The following is a 16,332-nucleotide window of genomic DNA, read 5'->3' as shown; positions in this document are numbered from 1 at the left end:
CCTGTCGCGAGCCGAATATCTTTATTGAGATGGGGATGGGTTTGCAAGTTTCAGTCCTCTGCTTGCCGGGTTTCATCGAGATAGATGCGGAGATCCTGAAGCAGKCCGTTTACCGCCGGGGATGTCGTTGTTGCCGCGATGATCTTCGGTTTGAAGACCATCAGCGCCTGCCATAGTGCAGTGTGGATCGATGTTGCCTCGCTGACATCAAGCCGAAATTCAGGATGGCTTTCGAGATGGACGACCAGCGTCTCCACCTCTTCAATGCCGCATTCTCCTGCCAAGACGATCATGTCGTCGTTCAAGCTGACCGTCATCGCACCAAGTCCTCGATGTTCAAGACCAGCAGAACTCTGCCGTCGCCCAGCAACGTTGTTCCGGCTATTCCGCCGACGCCTTGCAACAGCCCTGTAAGGGGCCGCGTCAATGTCTCGGCCCGCTCGGCGATAGTGTCGACCGCCACCCCGATCTGCTGTTCGCCGGCCTTGACGATCAAAACTTTGAGGTCGCCATCATGTGGAGGCGTCCATGGGATTTGCAGCAGCTTGGCCAGATAGAGAAGGGGAACGGTGCGGTCGCGCAGAATGAATGCCCTACCGGCTCGTACAGCCTGAATGGCAGCGACCGGCAATTTCTGCGTTTCCAATACGTCCGAGATCGGTATGCCATAACGCTCGCCGCCGACCTCAACGACCATGAGCTGCGCCATCGAGAAAGTGATCGGCAGCTTCAGGGTAAAAGACGTGCCCGATCCAACGATGCTCTGCATGTCGAGCGTCCCGCCAAGCCTTTGAATGGAGCTCCTGACGACATCGAGGCCAACGCCTCGACCTGACAGGTCGGAGACCGATGAGGCGGTCGAAAAGCCGGGCGCGAACACCAGTTGCAGGATTTCTCTTTCGGAGAGAGAAGACGCCTGGTCTGTCGTTACGATGCCGCGCGAGACGGCAGTCGTTGTGATTTGCTCGGGATCGATGCCGCGACCATCGTCGGCGACGTCGATTTCGATCTGGTCGCCACGCTGGCGCGCGCGCAGACGAATTTGGCCCCTGGCCGTCTTGGCCTTCGACAACCGATCGGCCTCAGGCTCGATACCATGGTCAAGGCCATTGCGAATGAGATGCAGCAGTGGCTCGAAAAGGTTCTCGACGATTTCCCGGTCGGCTTCGACCGTTTCTCCCTCGATGACCAGATCGATCGTCTTGCCGAGCCGAGCCGATGTTTCTCGGACCAACCGCGGAAACCGGCGGAACGTCTGTTCAAGCGGAATCATCCGCGCTTGTGTGACGGCGCTGTAAAGCGAGGCAACCAGACGCTCGATGTCGTGATGGCTCGATAGGATACGTCGTGCGAGCGTGCCATCGCCGAGTGCGCGCGCCTCGTTGGCCAACGGCATGAGGGCGTTTTTTGCCGTCACCAACTCGCCGGCGATTTCGATTAGTTTATCGATACGGGCAGAATCGACCCGCATCGTACTGGTTTGCCGGTCGGCTGTTCGCTCTCCTGGGGTCTCGACGACGACAGGGGTTTGTTTTTCGTCGGTTGCTTGAAAATAAACCAGCGTCACTTGATCCGGGATGAGCCTGAAAACAGCTTCTGCCTCGGAAAGCGGACCTGCCGAAAGCACCTCGATCAAAAGCCCGCAGCGAAACGGGTCGTAGTCCTGGCGTGACACGGGCTGCTTGAGGGCTAAGGAAAGATGGCGAACCTCGGGTAATCGCAACACCGTTGCCAAAGGGTCGTCGCCGTTGAAGAAGCATTCGGGATGCGGCTCGTAGCGTATGGCAACCACGGCTTCTTCGGCGCCCGACGGTGCGAAGCGTTGATGCAGAGAGAGCGCCCAATCCGGAATGTCAGTCTGGGCCACGTTTGTTTCATCGGTTTCACCCCCGGTCATTTCGCCGGTCAGCAAACCGAGAAGCCGAGCGGCTTGCTTGTCTTGTGCCTCCGACAATTGTCCGTTTTGGGAGATGCCGTCGATGCTGTCGTCGACCCATTCTATCACAGACAGGATCGGATCGATCAGGGCGGCGTCGACGACGATGGTCGCATTTCTCGCGTGGGAGAGAAGGTCTTCCGCGAGGTGCAGTACGTTATGCATCGGACCAAAATCGAACAAGCCCACCGAACCCTTGAGCGTATGGATTGCTCGAAAAGCGCTTTCGAGCTTTTGACGGCTCTGCGGATTTGTCTCCAGCGCAAGCAGGTCTTCCGAAGCCTGTTGGACCAGTTCTCGTGCCTCGATAGCAAATTGTGCGAGCAGTTCATCCATTCAGCTGCCCCCAGCCTCGCGGTAGACGATCGCGTCCGGGAAGCGCACKGGTTCGAAAGACTCCGAGATACGCGACATCGATTCCGTGTGTCCAAGGCAGATATATCCTCCTGGATAGAGCATCGAATGAATATTGCCGACGGCGGTTTCGCGTGCTGCGTCATCGAAATATATCAAAAGGTTGCGACAGAATATCACGTCGAAACGTCCGAGCGCGCCAAGACTCTGCCGGTCGACGATATTGCCTTTGATGAACGTGACGGACTCCCTGAGATCGCCGATCAGCCGGCGCTGATCATCCTTCTGCGGCTCGAAATAAACATCAAGGACATTTGCCGGCAGTTTTGAAAGCGAACGTTGGCCAAAGTAGCCGTCGACTGCCTGCCGCAGGATAGCGGTGTCGATGTCGGAGCCGACGATCTCGATGTTATAAGCATCGACTAGGCGCCAATTTTCCAACAGCCATATCGCGATCGAATAGGGTTCTTCGCCGCTCGAGCAAGGCATCGACCAGATGCGGATACGGTCGCCTGGTTTTTTTGAGCCAATGACATCCGGCAGAATCGAATTGCTCAGACAGGCAAGCTGATGCTGCTCGCGGTAAAAATAGGTTTCATTGACAGTGAAGCTGTTGATCAGCAGTTCGGACTCGCGTGGGTCGCCGCGCAGGATCGAGATATAGTTTCTCACCGATTGCGCCTGCCGCCGATGGATCAGATCGGTAATACGACGTTCGATATAGTAGCGCTTGGCTTCGCTGAAGACCATGCCGCTGCGTTTGTAGATAATCGCACAGATTTCCTCCAGGTCGCTTGCTGCTAGCGGGGAGGGGGCATCATCTGCCGGTTTCAACGGAGGCGTTGCCATCATCCGACCCAATCCATGAGGCTCGGGCCGATCTCGTCGACGCGTTTTATCAATGTCGCGCCGTTGAGGCGCACGAGTTCGCCGGGCATGCCCCACACGACGGCCGTCTCTTCGGCCTCGGCAATTGTATATCCTCCGGCTGCCTGAAGGTCGGCCATCGCGGCTGCACCGTCATTGCCCATGCCGGTCATCAAAATACCTATGAGGTCAGTCGCCGGGACATGCTGCATGGCCGACCGCACCATCCGGTCGACGCTGGGATGCCACGGATAGGCCTGATCCCGCGGAGCGGCCATCGCCACCAGCGACCCGGCGCGAGTGGAGATGACGATATCGGTATCTCCCTTTGCGATGTAGACATTGCCTGGTTCAAGCTTCGTCTGTTGCGTCACTTCGCTGACCTTCATGTCGCATATCTTGTCCAGCCTCCGTGCGAGAGGGCCTGTAAAGGAGACCGGCATATGCTGGGCAACGACAACCGGCCAGGCAAAGTTCGCCGGCAAGTTGGTCAGCACCGTGTCGAGCGCGGGCGGACCGCCCGTCGACGTCCCGATCAGCACGAGACCGGGTTTGCTCATGTCCCTTCGCGCCGCCGGCGGAGTACTTTGTCGACTGCGAGACAAGGGCCTCTTTTCAGGTGAAAGCGGCTGTGCAAGACGCAAGCGCTCGGCAAGCCGACGGCTTCGTCGAATACGCACCGACGCGGCCGTGCGGACTTTCTCGACCAGCCGAGGACTGAGTTCGTCGATCCCCAGTGAAATCGCGCCGCTCGGTTTGGCAATAAAATCGACGGCACCGATTTCGAGCGCCGTCAATGTCTCCTCCGCCCCTTCCTCCGTAAGCGAAGAGACCATGACCACTGGACAGGGATGCTCCAGCATGATGCGATCGAGGCAGGCCAGTCCATCCATCAACGGCATATGAATATCGAGCGTAACAACATCGGGCCGAATGCCTGGAATGATCTTCAGCGCCTCGGCTCCGTCACGGGCGAAGTGGATGTCGAAATCTCCTTCGCTGCTGAAAATCTGGCCGAGCAATTTCCGCATCAGGGCGGAATCTTCGACGATGAGGAGGCAGATCACGATTTGTCAGCCACCATGTTGTTTTCGGCGATCGTGGTCATCAGATCCCGCTCCGCCCGCGTCAGCAGCTCCTTCGGGTCGATCAGCAGGATCATCCGGCCATCGGAGTCAATCGGGGCAATACGGTCGAAGACGTCCGTGCGATCAGTGGAGAATTCAGGCGCGGCAGACAGGGCGTCCACCGGGACTGCCTTTACCTCCGAGACGCTGTCCACAACGACGCCGGCCTGAAGACCTCCGATGGTCACGATGATAGCCCTCGCTTTGGCCGTCTGTGTCGAGAGCGCCGCAGCGAAGCGGGCACGCTGGTCGATCAAGGGAACCGCCTTGCCGCGAAGATTGACAACGCCCATCACGAAGGATGGCGCGCCGGGCATGCGTGTCACTTCTCCGGGAACCCGGATCACCTCGTCGACGGCTGCAATCGGCATGCCATAGCTTTCGTCTCCAAGCTGGAAGATCAGGAATTGCTCAAACATGGCAGCCTGCTTCGACGTCGTCTCCACCGCTTGCACCCCCATGTTCTGTTCGATCGCAATGCTGACCGCCCGATGACCGAAGAGCCTTTCCGGTGACAGAATGGAAATCAGCAAACGCCCATCCGCAATCCGGCCGATCGCCTCGATCTCCGCGCTTCCGCGCCCTTTTTGGAGAATATCGGGGACCGCGTCCATGGCATGGTCCGGCAGCCGCTGGATGGCATCCAATTCGTCCACGACGAGACCCACAAGTTGGCCATCGAATTCGACGACGACGATGCGTGATCCTGCGTTCACTGGAGCTTTCGCGTCCAGGCCCAGAAGCGACGCCAGCGATACCACAGGGAAAAGGGCATCGCGCATCTGCACCAGCCCGACGATTGCTTCCTCAGAGTTTGCAACGCGGGAAATTTCCCCTCCAAGGGCGCCAACCTCGCGAATGCTGGCGAGCGGCAGGCCGTAGAGTTGACCGGTAACCCGAAAGGACAGGAGCGCAGTGAGTTTGCCGGCGGCTTCAACCCCCGTGTCTCTGTCGACATGGGAGGTTCGCTCTACAGGCTTGCGCTTGGAAACATTGAACGCAGCATCGAGAAGATTTCCAAAACCCTGGATGGGGGACGCCGAGGCGCTGACCGAGAGCCTGAGCACGTCATCGACCAGAAGGCCGACAGCGCCCCCATGTTCGTAGACGATGATCTTTCCGCCGTGCCGGGACGACGTGTCACTCCCATTGAGGATGCTGCCCATCGACAGAACCGGCAGGGGCCGGCCGCGGAGATTGGCGATGCCCTGCAGCGATTGCGGACCATTCGGCACCCGCGTGATGTGCGGAGACCTGATGACCTCCATGACCAGGCTGGCATCGATCTCGTGGCGTTGTTCTCCGACCTGAAACACCAAACGCCGCTGATCGGCCTCTGCGCTCTGAGAGGGGTCCGCCATCGCCTCAGCTTCCGGACAATTGGAGTTCATCGGCCAGCGAAGCGATTTCCTCCACCGCTGCGGCGAGGTCCTCGGCGCCGCGCGACTGCTCCCTTGCTGCGGTGGCAGCCTGTTCCGAGGCCGCGCTCGCCTCCTGGGCGACAGATGCAATCTGCTGCGTTCCGGCCTGAACCTGCTTCGCCGCAACGAGGATTGCCTGCGCTGCGTCCAGGATCGATGCATTGCCGCGCATCATCGTTTCAGCATCGGCCTCGGCCGCCTCTAGGCGATCGACGACGCGCTTGTTCTTGGCGATCTCGGCCTCCGAAGTCGCCACGATCATTTCCAGTTCCCGCTGGACCGCCGCGATCTGAATCTGGATTAAGCGGATGCTGCTCTTGACGCCATCAATGCTTTCAGACGCGTCCTGTGCGAGCTTGCGGATATCGGTCGAGACGACCGCAAACCCGCGGCCGGCATCACCCGCCCTGGCGGCCTCGACCGAGCCGCTCACCGCCAGCATGCTCGTCTGGACCGCGACAAGCACGATACGATCGACCGTCCGCTCGATCTGAAAGCCGATCTCGCCGAGCGAGTTCAAATCCGCCAGCGCGGCTCGCGTTTCGCCAAGGGCTGCAGAAATTCCGCGTGCGATATCCTCCAGCCCGTTTTTGTTCCTTGCGAGCAGCGACTTCACTTCCGCGGCACGCTGGCGGGCTTGGTCGGCATTTTCCTGAGCCTGGGCGGCGCTCTTTTCGATCTGCGTCATCGCCGCATTGGATTGCTGCGTGGCGGCAGCCTGAGCCTCCGCGCCGCGGCTTATCTGCTCGACGGCGCTTAGAATTTCTGCCGCCGCACCGGAAAGCTCCTGAACGGTCGTCGATAATTGCTCCGCCGCAGAACTCAGTTCTTCTGATCGCGACGCGCGACCGGCTTCATTCATCAGGTCATCGGCGAGCGCGGCGAGCGCCTGGGCAGTCTGCTGGCTCTCCTCGAGCGCCGCACTCTGGTGCTGCACCGCCCGCTGCGCCTCGGCCGCCGCTGCGGATTGCTCTTCGGCCGCGGCAGCAACGGTTTCAGACCCTTTCTGTGCTTCGCGCGTTGCCAATTCGGCTTCGACAGCCGCAATCAGGATCACCTGGCTGTTTTGCGACAAGGCGGTCAGGCCGGACCGGATCGCATGCAATTCCTCGGAGATTGCCCGACCCGCGACCGTCTGTTCCTGCGCCCTGGAGGCAGCAGCCCTGACGCGGTCGGCAATCCGGGTGACACCGGCGACGATCGTCTCGGCGTTCTGGCTGACGTCACGGGAGCTTCTCTCGGCGATTTCCGCCAAGGCGCGGACTTCGTCGGCCACGACCGCAAATCCTCGGCCCTCGTCGCCCGCACGCGCGGCCTCGATGGCGGCGTTCAGTGCCAGCAGATTGGTCCGATCGGAAATATCGGCGACCGCGACAGTCGTCGCGCCTATGCTTTCCGCCTGCGCCTGCAGGCGGTCGATCACCGCGACAGAGGCGATCTGCTGGGAGGCATTGGCGTCGACGGCAGCGATCGAGGCATCAATTTGCGCAGCAGATTCCAAAACCGAACTCTGGAGATCCTCGGTACGCTTGCGGCCGGCCTCGGCCTCCGAACGTGCCTCGGAAAATCTCGAACCGAGGTGAGCTGTCCCTGACAGCGACTCGTGCGCTGCACCGGCCGCCTCTTCCGCCCCGCTCGCAATCTGTTCGAGTGCGCGGCGAAGTTCCTCTGCGGCAGACGCCGCCTCCGCTACGCCCGTCGCCAGTTGTTCGGTGGCCGCCCCGATGCGTTCCGCAGCTTTCTGCTGGCGGACACGGGTCCGGTCCTGAAGACGGCGTGAGGCGGCTGGCTTGTCTCCGGAGCTTGCTGTTGGACCTACTGTGGCAGTTTTACTTGCGGTCCCTTTTGCTCCCAGTTGCGAGGTTTTCACAAGTGCCATCGGAAATCCATTTGTCGGTACGCCCGAAAGAGAGGAATGAATGTAAAGTCGTAGCAGTTTGGCGCGACTAATTCACCCGGCTTTTGTGGAATAGCCGGCTTTGCATGAAAATCGACACGCAAGCAAAATGTGCGCTGCAAATCGATATTAAGGTCTTGGCACCTTTTCGTCTCGCAGAAGGATTGCACTGTACGATACCGCACGAAGCGAGATCTGTCCGACTATTTTGAGCCGATGTAACGCGACCATTTGTGATCGCATGGCTCGTCTTCCCCGCAATATCACCCAAAGATAACCACTGGGCGTGTCGCAAATTTTCTTGGTTAACCGCATGTTGACCAACCCTATAGAAATTCCGCTCCCGATATAGTGGAGCGTAGCCATGATTCTGAATGCCATTGCCCAGAAGCTGAAGCGCCAGTCGAAGGATGATTTCAAAGGGCGTCATTTCGAAGCCTGGCTGATTGTGCAGGCGGTGACCTGGTATCTGCGCTATCCGTTGAGCTACCGCGATTTGGAAGAAATGTTCCGGGAGCGCGGCTTCGAGGTCGACCACAGCACCATCAATCGCTGGCCTCCGCCTATGCACCTGTCATCGAGAAGCGGCTGCGCCAGTTCCGCCCACCGCATTGTGGTTCCGTCCGAGTTGACGAGACCTACGTCAAGATCCGGGGCAAATGGCGTTACCTGTACCGCGCCATCGACAAGCATGGAAACCCGATCGACTTCTTGCTCACCGCAAAGCGCGACCTTCATGCCGCGAAGCGTTTCTTCCGAAACGTGCTCAAGGACGAGCCGCTCCTCTCGCCGGGAAAGATCGGTACCGATGGCGCCAACACCTTTCCCTCGACGATCAAGGCGGCCGTCGATGATGGACATCTGCACCCGAAGCCGGTCCATTATGTTACTAAGCATCTGCAGCAAGGCATCGAGAGCGACCACTTCCGGGTGAAGAAAAACATGCCGAAGGTCGGTGGCTTCCAGTCATTCAACACTGCGCGTCGAACGATCGCGGGTTTCGAAGCGATGCTGTGGCTGAGGAAAGGCTTTGGCTTTTCCGGCGGCTGGACCGTCAACGACCAGAACGATCTGCTTGCGCGCCTCTTCGGACTGCAAAAGGTTAACAAAGCATGAAAAACAGCCCCGCAATAGGGTCATTCCGGCCTCGTTAAAAGTTTGCAACACGCCCTTTCGGGCGGCAACACGACAGTTTTCGTTGACAGCGACGGCAATGGAAAAGCCGACATGGCCATCCATTTGGATGGCGGTATTCATTTGCAGGATTCTGATTTCTTGCGGTGAGGTTGATATCAGTCGAGAAGGTGCAAATGGGAACTTTTTCGCATTGCGTCGATTGATAAGCATCCCTCCCAACTTCAATCCCGGTTCATTTTGGCCGGGATTTTTGTTTTGATTGATCAGTGTCGTTTGGGATTCCTTCGTTTTCTTCCAAATAGGCGAATGACGCCGTTTCAGCTTCGGCGAATGTCGAAAACGGTCCTTCCAGATACAGGGTTTTGTCCTTGCGAACGATGACCGCACCTTTGCTGACTGGATCGAAAATTACCTGATAATGTTTGCTGTCGATTTGCATTGTCGGCTCCTTTCAGCCGGAATGCTCTTTCATATGCATTGTTCCTAAAAAACGAAAAGTTGAAAAGATTGCCGACTAGATTGCAATTTCGCGAACATGTTCCGGTGCGATACCGTACAAATCGCCATTTATTGCGACATTTCGATAGCGACCTTTCCTTTTTTGGATAAGGTAATTCTAATAAAAGGCACTCCAAGGAGAAGCCAATGTTGTTGGAGTTTGATATGGCTGGTGCCGGTGTTTTTCGTCCCGATCAAATCGCTCTTGTGCAGGCTGTCTTCAAGGAAGTGATTGCCGAACCGTGGTTTGATAGGTCAGGGGATAATCCAAGGCGACTTGCAAAAACATTGATCGAAATGTACCGGCGTGATCAGCTTTCCCACGATATGCTCAAACTGGCGGGTGAGGCTATTGCCAAAGAGCAATTTTCTATAGAATTGACAGGCGACCAATCGTGATTGTGAAGTGCGCGTCCAGAAGCGAGCCTTACGAGGCACCGTCTTTCAATAGGGTGTGGCGGGCCGAAACCCGCCATTCGCGTTATTGCTGAATTTCCACATCCGGGTTGTCGTTCTCGTGCACGATTACATCCGGCTGCTGTTTCTTAATGATGACGGTCTTTTTGTTGCTGTCGTCAATGGCCGCACCGGTTGTCAACCCAACCGCACCGCCGACAACAGCACCAACAGGCCCACCAAGGAGAGCGCCGGTTGCCGCACCCCCTGCCATGCCGGTCACTTTGGCATCCGCGGCAAATGCATGTGGTGCCACGGCAGAAGCCGCAATCAGAGCGGCTACGAAAATTGAGGTTTTCATGGTGCATTCCTTCCTGAACTGCTCGATGGAAGGGCAACGCAAAGTGAATGCGATAGTTCCGGCTTACTGTTTTGAGGTTAGGGCGGCGGTGAAGTGTCACTTAATCGGTGTTGACCAAGTCATCGGTCCTGTCATTCCCATACATTTCAGCCAAAGCTTCTACCAAGTTCACGAAAGCACGACGTTTGCCCGCATCCTTGATCGTAAGGAAGTTTGTGTTCAATGCGACAGCTTCTCTCGACTTCAGATACGGTGCAATGCCGCCACGCTCTGGTTCGTCATTCGTCGTATCGCTCGGCAGAATGTCGCCACCCTCGAAAAAGAAGCTGATTTGGACGCCTAAGATTTTGCAGATCGTCTGAAGGCGGCCGGCGCTTATCCGGTTTGCGCCTTTTTCATATTTCTGAACCTGTTGAAACGTAACGCCAAGTGCGTTCGCAAGCTCTGTCTGGCTCATATGACGAAGCTGCCTTTGCAGGCGAAGTTTCGACCCTGCATAAACGTCTGCAGAATCCGGTGACTTCGGCATCTGGTTCCTCCCGCGGCGACAAGGCACTCATTAGCTAGCTAGGAAATTTGCAAAACGGAACCAGCTTTTTCGTCTATCCACGCAAAGATGGCTAGCGGGAAATCCGGTACGAAACCGCACAAATCAAACCCTACCACGATTTTTGATAGCCGAATCGCAATAGTTAATGCTTTACTAATATTGTCATATGCGACCGGGCGTGATCGCATTGCGACAAGGGGAAGATATGGACAACATGCTTTCGATGAAGTCGTCGTCTGGCATATTTGAGCCGGTCGAATTCGCAACCATCCTCGCCGTGTACAAGGAGATTGCCGCCGAACCTTGGTTCACGCGTTCGCCGGAAAGACAACAAGCCTTTGCCCGGCACATTTTGATCGAATTTAGAGCAGGAACCCGCTCGTTTGAAGAATTTCGTCTTATCTGTTTGGCGGCGGCGAAGGTCAATTTTGCGGAAACTGGAGACTCGTATTCGGCAGTCGAGCCAGACATTTTGATGGCGTGCTGAATTTCACTATGAACAGGGTGTTCATGTGGCGGTCACGGTCAATTTGTTATTCATTCGCGCCTTCCAGTCAGGAGGCACGCAATGCCATTCTCGAATGTTGACCTTCAGCCAGATCAATTCGCCTTGGTTCGGCGAGTGTTTGAGAAGATCGTTGGCGAACCGTGGTTCGATCGGAGCCGAGAAAATGAATCTGCTTTTGCATCGATGATCGTGCGCGAATCCGAACGCGGCACGACCGATGAAAGTGCTTTGACAAAATGCTGCAAGGCAATTGCCGAAGGACGGTTTTCCGCGAACACTGCTGATCGCGGCGACGTGGCTGAATCAAACTAAACGTGGGTTGCTCAAAGAATATACGATAGCAACCAGCCGCCAAGAAAAAACCGCCCGAAAGCGAGAGTGATTACCACTAGCGTGTGGTTAAGTGAATTGCCTTTGGCGGTTTGGACGATCGCTTTGACATGATGGCATTGCGATACAAGAACTTTGAGTTTGAGTGCAGTCGATTTCAATCAAAAGATTAAAGAAGATTCATTCACCACCAACCTATTCGCATAGGAAGACCACTAGTCCTGCAAAGTTGAAGACTGAAGAATTGAAGCTTGCTAAGACAGAGCAAATCAGATTGGTTGTCATGCAACGCGGCGGACTTGGATAACACCTTAAAATAAATTTGAACCAAGGCGTTTTAACCGGCAATCGTATATCGATCTTGCCGGTTTTTCTTTTTAGCAAATCATCGATATTTGTCTCGAAAGCCGCCGGACCAACCGGCACCATCCAAGACTTTGTTCCTTGGTATCGTCGAAGATACTGATCGAGCCGCATTGTTGTTGAACCACTTTAAGGTCGGCATTTCCGGACTGGTCTATGTAGGCCTTTAGGCCAACAATGACATTGGTCGGCCCGGTCCATTCTCTCGGTTCCGCGGCTCTTGAAGCCAATGAACCTATTCCGGGCGGCTGGTCGCGGCTTGAGGCTCGAGCATTCGTCTCGTCGATTTCAAAGTTTGTGAAAGACGGAGCGCGCTCATGCTTGGCAACCTGACCAATCGAGTCGAGAAGCTGGAAACGATGGCAGGCACAAACACGAAGACCAGTCCGAAAGTGGTTCGGATCGTGACCACCGATGAGGAGGAAGCCAGCGTCGAGCGCCTTGCCAGGGAAGCTGGCCTGGAGAGCAACGACATTCTGATCATCCGGCTCATCGGCGTCACGCCTACACCGCGGCAATAGCTGCAGGCTGAAGCAATGGAATACCGAGCAGGTGTTTCCGGAGTACGTCCGCTGCTGGCAACGAGGCTCTAAAGGATGAAATCGTGGGCGTTCAGAGCGATGTTGTGATCGAGCTTGATCATGAAATCGACTCCCTTGGACCCGTTGATCTCGCCTAAAATCCACGTCTGGCTGTCGTGGTATTCGTACCGAAGTTCGCCGCCAACTGTGCCTTTGTCGGAGAATTCGTTTTGCCCGATCCATTTAAAGGCATCGTTCTTCGAGGTGGTCAAATTCGCGTCGATGGCGTGGAGATCGATTTTATCGCCGCGGCCAAAATCAGTGATGGTGTCGACGCCAGCATCAAGCTTTGAATCCGTCTCAAGCTTGTAAATGAAAATGTCGCTGCCAGGCCCACCCGTCAGCGTGTCGTTGCCATAGCCGCCGACGAGCCGATCATTGCCTTTGCCGGCGTCAAGATGGTCACTACCTTCGTTCCCTGCGAGAATATCGTCGCCAGCGTAGGTGCCGTAGCTGTCATCAGCTGTTCCGCCTGAGAAAGTGTCTTTCCCAGATAGAGTGCTCGCGATAAGTTTGAAATCATCCCATTTGTCGTGGGTCGCGGCTACTGACAAGAGCTTTTCGGCGGTGATGTGAACCCCAGAGATGCTGTAGTACTTGAAGTCGTGGTCGAAATTTGCGTATCCGGTGAATGTCCCGCTCTTCAGGTCGCCCTGGCTGTCGTATTCGATGTTAGAGCCGTCCAGCTCAATGTATTGGTGGTTCCCGTAGTTAAGCACAATCTTCGAGCCGGTGTGAACGACCATCGTCCCATGCATTAACAGCGTGAAGTCCGAGTGCTGGAGATTGATCGGATAGCGGCCGTTAACTTCGATATTTGCCATGTAAAAGTTCTCCCTAGGCTTGAGGGCACCACACCATAGCCTCAACCGGGAGTCTAGCCCAGCCAAGTCCGCCTTCAGCGTTCGCCCACAAGGAACGGCTTTCTCTTTCGATTAAATTACTTTGATCGACCGCGCCTGTCCCGGCATCCTGGTGATGTAACCTCGCTCCTCCAAGCCGACCATCAGCCTGTTTATCGTGGATTTCGAGCCGATCCCCATCCCGATCATTATCTCGTCGTAGGTCGGCGCGATGCCATTGTGTTGCGCGGCGTAACTCCTCATGAAATCCAGCAGTTCCGATTGTTTGATCGTGAGGCCGCCTGTCTTAGCAGGCGCTGAGCCCATCAATTGCGCGATTGCGTCCGCGAGCGCCGGCTGCTCGAGCAAAATGCGGCGCGCCTCTTCCTCGACAATCAACGTTCTGCTGCCAGTTCTTTCGTCATTCGATGTGCGACCGCCTTCGGCGCCGGAAAGCGGCGGCAGTTCGTGGCTCAACCGTCTGATCATTTCGCGGTTGACTGGGATCCCGCTTTGCCGCGCCGACTGCCTGATGCGTTCGAGCATGCTCCGTGGCATTCGGACAGCATAGGCAATTTTCTCATCGTCACTCATCGTGGCTTCCGTCATATTGATTTTGCCCGACAATATCGCCGCTGGCGGCGCGGAGTCCAACAGGCCTGAAACGGCATGGCCGCGTCGCAACTCCCGCCTGCTTGACTCTCTGCTGCACCATGAACATTATAGGAACAAATTCCGCCGAGCGGCGGATTGAAATCCTATGATCATGATGGAGCACTGCCATGGCGACAGCGGCGGAAGGACAGTTGCGTCTTGATTTTACGGAGCGGTCGGCGCCGCCTCAAACGCCAAAGATCTACCTGTGTCCGTGTCGAGAATGCGACTTCGCGCGGCAAGAAGCAGCTCTAAGCCCCGGGGAGGTGGCGACCGCCAGGCGGCCGAAACTCATGTGGAGCCGGCCATGAGACGCAAGAACGAGATGTCCTATAGGACCGTCGATCGAGAATGGCCTCATCAAGTCGCAGTGCCAGCCGAGCGAACCCGCCAACGCATTTTCGACGAAGTGATGCCCTTTTGCGCTGGCTTCTCGATGTCGCCTCGAAGCCAGTCGGTCCGGCACGATGGCATCGACTATAACATCTGGTGCTTTGCTGACCCCGAGCACGCCAGGCTGTTCAAGGAGCACTTCGGAGGCCTCGACTTCAACCCGAAGGACCGCGGCAAGGGTAAGAACTGGCGAACATGGAACCGGCCGCCAGCCGCCGGCCAAAATGTGGGCTGAGAGCTGGACCAGCCGGAGATTTCAAACGCGTTCTTGGCCGCAGCATAAGCTCAACTCCAAGGCGCTTGACTCACTCGAAGATACGTGAACAAAATAAGAACATGTCTCGGAAGGGAAGGAGTTGAACGATGTCTGACAAATACGAGCCAATCGGCCCCTATTCCCAATATAGTGACCATATGACCCAGGAAGAGTACGACAGGATGAAGGCGCGCGGCCCTGCGGTAGCTGCAATGCTCGACAAAGCTGAAGAGGAATGGAACGCATTCGTTGCTACCGCCAGCGACGAAGAGATTGTCCGCGCCTACTTGGGCTCCCGTGTCATCCTCTGGCAGAAACTACCCTATGACTGGATGGAAATGGACATTGAAGACCTGGACAACATGAACCTGATTGATTACCCGGACGAGGTCCAGAAGGCCTACGAGCGAAGCCGTGCCAATCCCCATCAGCGGGCGATGTTCGAACGAGACTATGAGCGCGGTGAGGATTTGACCGAGTGGTATCTAGCGGGGCTGCACGAACGGCACGGAAAGCCGCCTGCCGAGTTGAGGCTTGTTAAGTAGCGTGATCGTGGCGCCCTCTTGTACCGCGACGGCCCATTCAATGGCTTCACGCTCAACGAACTGTTTGCGGCCTCGGAGGCAGCAAAGAAGCTGACGCTGGGTGATCTCCCCGCCGCATGGTTTCTTACAGCTCAATGCCAATCCTGTGGTCGGGATACCGTCATAGACCGCTGGCGCCTGGAAGCTGAGCGCGGCTCAACGGTGCCCGTGATGAAGCTGGCGCGTCGGCTTCGTTGCACGAGATGCAATGTTCGTGGCGCGAGCGTCATCCATTTCCAAAGGGTGCCGAGATAAGCACGGAGTACCCCTTGCCTGAGAGAAACGGTTATACCCGCAGGCAGATGGCCTACACCTTGGCTCAGGCTGATATCGACGGCATGTTGGTCAAGGTCACCTGCCAGCGCTGCCGCGTCATGCGCCGGTATCTGCCAAAAGACTTATTGACGCTCTGCGGCTCGATCGGCATTCATGAAATTCCGAACTGGTTCCGCTGCGACGAATGCGGCGAGAAGCGGGACATGGTTGCGGGTTCGGCGGCTGGTCAAGGTGACCTATAAGCGCGTGCCGGTTTGGAAGGATGGACCTTTGTAATGTGCAATTTTTTTCGCATGGAGCCAAAGGACTGGCAGAACAAGTGGGCGCGAGAAGCGCATAGCCGGATCAATCTGCGAGACGCCTACGAGATTTATCCAGACCAGGAAGCACCCATCATCCGCAACAATGGCGGCAGCTTGGAACTGGTGAACGTGCGCTGGGGCCTGCCGAGTTCGAAACAGGCGCTGTTCAAAGCTGCAGCGACACGCGCGGATAAGCTGCGGGCAAAGGGCAAAGACGTCGACTTCGATCAGTTGCTGAAGATGGAGCCGGACGGCGGCACCACAAACGTTCGCAACACTGACAGCCGGCATTGGAAGCCGTGGCTTGGCGTTGAAAATCGCTGCATCGTGCCGGTGACTGAGTTTGCCGAGCCTGATCCTGCAAGCAAAGTTGAGGGCGGCCGAACGCCGAACGCCTGGTTTGCATTAAACGAAGACAAGCCGCTGTTCTGGTTTGCCGGAATATGGGTGCCGCAGTGGACGTCCGTGCGGAAGATCAAGACCGGCGTCGAGACCATCGACCTGTTCGGATTCCTGACTACCAATCCCAATCGCGTCGTTGGCGAGGTTCATGAGAAAGCCATGCCCGTCATTCTCAGAAATGACCTGGAAATCGACCTATGGCTGACGAAACCCTGGAGTGACGTGAAGCACCTTCAGAGACCATTGCCAGACGACGAGCTTGTCCGGCTGGAGAGCGTCCCTAAGGCTCCCTAAGGC

19 protein-coding genes and 1 pseudogene are annotated in these 16,332 nt (G+C 56.6%); 9 read left to right on the top strand and 11 right to left on the bottom strand.

Going from position 1 to position 16,332, the window contains the following annotated elements; genetic code table 11:
* Positions 1–50 precede the first annotated feature (50 nt).
* Genes AC1D06_RS29045 through AC1D06_RS29020 form a run of 6 tightly spaced genes read right to left on the bottom strand, consistent with a single transcriptional unit; the run spans position 51 to position 7,584 of the window.
* Positions 51–317, bottom strand: coding sequence for a hypothetical protein (locus AC1D06_RS29045; RefSeq protein ID WP_477883030.1), 267 nt, complete (start codon positions 315–317; stop codon positions 51–53).
* Positions 314–2,272: a chemotaxis protein CheA gene (locus AC1D06_RS29040; protein WP_477883028.1), complete on the bottom strand. Its 1,959-nt coding sequence runs from the start codon at positions 2,270–2,272 to the stop codon at positions 314–316. Before AC1D06_RS29040 ends, AC1D06_RS29045 begins: the two co-directional genes overlap by 4 nt.
* On the bottom strand, positions 2,273–3,235 hold the full coding sequence (locus tag AC1D06_RS29035) for a CheR family methyltransferase (protein WP_477883026.1): 963 nt from the start codon (positions 3,233–3,235) through the stop codon (positions 2,273–2,275).
* Positions 3,139–4,224 (bottom strand): chemotaxis-specific protein-glutamate methyltransferase CheB, encoded by a 1,086-nt coding sequence (gene cheB / locus AC1D06_RS29030; protein ID WP_477883024.1) that lies wholly within the window; start codon positions 4,222–4,224, stop codon positions 3,139–3,141. Before cheB ends, AC1D06_RS29035 begins: the two co-directional genes overlap by 97 nt.
* Complete coding sequence (locus AC1D06_RS29025; protein ID WP_477883023.1) at positions 4,221–5,645, bottom strand: chemotaxis protein CheW; 1,425 nt, start codon at positions 5,643–5,645, stop codon at positions 4,221–4,223. The genes cheB and AC1D06_RS29025 overlap by 4 nt, the downstream gene beginning before the upstream one ends.
* A gap of 4 nt (positions 5,646–5,649) precedes the next feature.
* Positions 5,650–7,584, bottom strand: coding sequence for a methyl-accepting chemotaxis protein (locus AC1D06_RS29020; RefSeq protein WP_477883021.1), 1,935 nt, complete (start codon positions 7,582–7,584; stop codon positions 5,650–5,652).
* Positions 7,585–7,966: 382 nt separating this feature from the next.
* On the opposite strand from AC1D06_RS29020, the pseudogene AC1D06_RS29015 reads away from it, so the two are divergent.
* Positions 7,967–8,718: pseudogene (locus AC1D06_RS29015) on the top strand (IS6 family transposase).
* 253 nt (positions 8,719–8,971) lie between these two features.
* Here AC1D06_RS29015 and AC1D06_RS29010 read toward each other — a convergent pair.
* The gene (locus tag AC1D06_RS29010; protein ID WP_477989351.1) at positions 8,972–9,178 is read right to left on the bottom strand and encodes a hypothetical protein; all 207 of its coding nucleotides are present in this window, start codon (positions 9,176–9,178) and stop codon (positions 8,972–8,974) included.
* Positions 9,179–9,384: 206 nt separating this feature from the next.
* Between AC1D06_RS29010 and AC1D06_RS29005 the strand changes: the two genes are divergently transcribed.
* The gene (locus tag AC1D06_RS29005; RefSeq protein ID WP_477989349.1) at positions 9,385–9,636 is read left to right on the top strand and encodes a hypothetical protein; all 252 of its coding nucleotides are present in this window, start codon (positions 9,385–9,387) and stop codon (positions 9,634–9,636) included.
* Between the two features lie 82 nt (positions 9,637–9,718).
* Here AC1D06_RS29005 and AC1D06_RS29000 read toward each other — a convergent pair whose 3' ends face one another.
* Both AC1D06_RS29000 and AC1D06_RS28995 read right to left on the bottom strand, forming a co-directional pair.
* Positions 9,719–9,994, bottom strand: a complete 276-nt coding sequence (locus tag AC1D06_RS29000; protein ID WP_477989348.1) for a hypothetical protein — start codon at positions 9,992–9,994, stop codon at positions 9,719–9,721.
* A gap of 100 nt (positions 9,995–10,094) precedes the next feature.
* Complete coding sequence (locus AC1D06_RS28995) at positions 10,095–10,523, bottom strand: helix-turn-helix domain-containing protein (RefSeq protein WP_477989346.1); 429 nt, start codon at positions 10,521–10,523, stop codon at positions 10,095–10,097.
* A 226-nt stretch (positions 10,524–10,749) separates the two neighbouring features.
* Between AC1D06_RS28995 and AC1D06_RS28990 the strand changes: the two genes are divergently transcribed.
* The 3 genes from AC1D06_RS28990 (at position 10,750) to AC1D06_RS28980 (ending at position 12,266) form a co-directional block, all read left to right on the top strand.
* Positions 10,750–11,031, top strand: a complete 282-nt coding sequence (locus AC1D06_RS28990; protein ID WP_477989344.1) for a hypothetical protein — start codon at positions 10,750–10,752, stop codon at positions 11,029–11,031.
* 81 nt (positions 11,032–11,112) lie between these two features.
* Positions 11,113–11,364 carry a hypothetical protein gene (locus AC1D06_RS28985; protein ID WP_477989342.1) on the top strand — a complete coding sequence of 84 codons (252 nt, stop codon included), beginning with the start codon at positions 11,113–11,115 and terminating at the stop codon, positions 11,362–11,364.
* 698 nt (positions 11,365–12,062) lie between these two features.
* Positions 12,063–12,266 (top strand): hypothetical protein, encoded by a 204-nt coding sequence (locus AC1D06_RS28980; RefSeq protein WP_477989340.1) that lies wholly within the window; start codon positions 12,063–12,065, stop codon positions 12,264–12,266.
* 68 nt (positions 12,267–12,334) lie between these two features.
* Here AC1D06_RS28980 and AC1D06_RS28975 read toward each other — a convergent pair whose 3' ends face one another.
* Both AC1D06_RS28975 and AC1D06_RS28970 read right to left on the bottom strand, forming a co-directional pair.
* The gene (locus tag AC1D06_RS28975) at positions 12,335–13,150 is read right to left on the bottom strand and encodes a M10 family metallopeptidase C-terminal domain-containing protein (protein WP_477989338.1); all 816 of its coding nucleotides are present in this window, start codon (positions 13,148–13,150) and stop codon (positions 12,335–12,337) included.
* Between the two features lie 111 nt (positions 13,151–13,261).
* Positions 13,262–13,762: a LexA family protein gene (locus AC1D06_RS28970; protein WP_477989337.1), complete on the bottom strand. Its 501-nt coding sequence runs from the start codon at positions 13,760–13,762 to the stop codon at positions 13,262–13,264.
* Between the two features lie 367 nt (positions 13,763–14,129).
* Between AC1D06_RS28970 and AC1D06_RS28965 the strand changes: the two genes are divergently transcribed.
* From AC1D06_RS28965 to AC1D06_RS28950, 4 genes are all read left to right on the top strand, one after another.
* Positions 14,130–14,450, top strand: a complete 321-nt coding sequence (locus AC1D06_RS28965; protein ID WP_477989335.1) for a hypothetical protein — start codon at positions 14,130–14,132, stop codon at positions 14,448–14,450.
* Positions 14,451–14,578: 128 nt separating this feature from the next.
* Positions 14,579–15,016, top strand: coding sequence for a hypothetical protein (locus AC1D06_RS28960; RefSeq protein ID WP_477989334.1), 438 nt, complete (start codon positions 14,579–14,581; stop codon positions 15,014–15,016).
* Between the two features lie 308 nt (positions 15,017–15,324).
* The gene (locus AC1D06_RS28955) at positions 15,325–15,573 is read left to right on the top strand and encodes a hypothetical protein (RefSeq protein ID WP_477989333.1); all 249 of its coding nucleotides are present in this window, start codon (positions 15,325–15,327) and stop codon (positions 15,571–15,573) included.
* 51 nt (positions 15,574–15,624) lie between these two features.
* Positions 15,625–16,329 (top strand): SOS response-associated peptidase family protein, encoded by a 705-nt coding sequence (locus tag AC1D06_RS28950; RefSeq protein WP_477989332.1) that lies wholly within the window; start codon positions 15,625–15,627, stop codon positions 16,327–16,329.
* The last annotated feature ends 3 nt before the right edge of the window (positions 16,330–16,332 follow it).

This window comes from Rhizobium sp. P2_G2 (assembly GCF_056403555.1).
This window is presented reverse-complemented; position numbering and strand designations above follow the sequence as displayed.

Excerpts from the sequence above, each read along its gene's own strand:
- AC1D06_RS29040 (WP_477883028.1), bottom strand. The coding sequence starts at position 2,272 with ATGGATGAACTGCTCGCACAATTTGCTATCGAGGCACGAGAACTGGTC.
- AC1D06_RS29025 (WP_477883023.1), bottom strand. The coding sequence starts at position 5,645 with ATGGCGGACCCCTCTCAGAGCGCAGAGGCCGATCAGCGGCGTTTGGTG.
- AC1D06_RS29020 (WP_477883021.1), bottom strand. The coding sequence starts at position 7,584 with ATGGCACTTGTGAAAACCTCGCAACTGGGAGCAAAAGGGACCGCAAGT.
- AC1D06_RS29010 (WP_477989351.1), bottom strand. The coding sequence starts at position 9,178 with ATGCAAATCGACAGCAAACATTATCAGGTAATTTTCGATCCAGTCAGC.
- AC1D06_RS29005 (WP_477989349.1), top strand. The coding sequence starts at position 9,385 with ATGTTGTTGGAGTTTGATATGGCTGGTGCCGGTGTTTTTCGTCCCGAT.
- AC1D06_RS29000 (WP_477989348.1), bottom strand. The coding sequence starts at position 9,994 with ATGAAAACCTCAATTTTCGTAGCCGCTCTGATTGCGGCTTCTGCCGTG.
- AC1D06_RS28995 (WP_477989346.1), bottom strand. The coding sequence starts at position 10,523 with ATGCCGAAGTCACCGGATTCTGCAGACGTTTATGCAGGGTCGAAACTT.
- AC1D06_RS28990 (WP_477989344.1), top strand. The coding sequence starts at position 10,750 with ATGGACAACATGCTTTCGATGAAGTCGTCGTCTGGCATATTTGAGCCG.
- AC1D06_RS28985 (WP_477989342.1), top strand. The coding sequence starts at position 11,113 with ATGCCATTCTCGAATGTTGACCTTCAGCCAGATCAATTCGCCTTGGTT.
- AC1D06_RS28980 (WP_477989340.1), top strand. The coding sequence starts at position 12,063 with ATGCTTGGCAACCTGACCAATCGAGTCGAGAAGCTGGAAACGATGGCA.
- AC1D06_RS28975 (WP_477989338.1), bottom strand. The coding sequence starts at position 13,150 with ATGGCAAATATCGAAGTTAACGGCCGCTATCCGATCAATCTCCAGCAC.
- AC1D06_RS28970 (WP_477989337.1), bottom strand. The coding sequence starts at position 13,762 with ATGAGTGACGATGAGAAAATTGCCTATGCTGTCCGAATGCCACGGAGC.
- AC1D06_RS28965 (WP_477989335.1), top strand. The coding sequence starts at position 14,130 with ATGAGACGCAAGAACGAGATGTCCTATAGGACCGTCGATCGAGAATGG.
- AC1D06_RS28960 (WP_477989334.1), top strand. The coding sequence starts at position 14,579 with ATGTCTGACAAATACGAGCCAATCGGCCCCTATTCCCAATATAGTGAC.
- AC1D06_RS28950 (WP_477989332.1), top strand. The coding sequence starts at position 15,625 with ATGGAGCCAAAGGACTGGCAGAACAAGTGGGCGCGAGAAGCGCATAGC.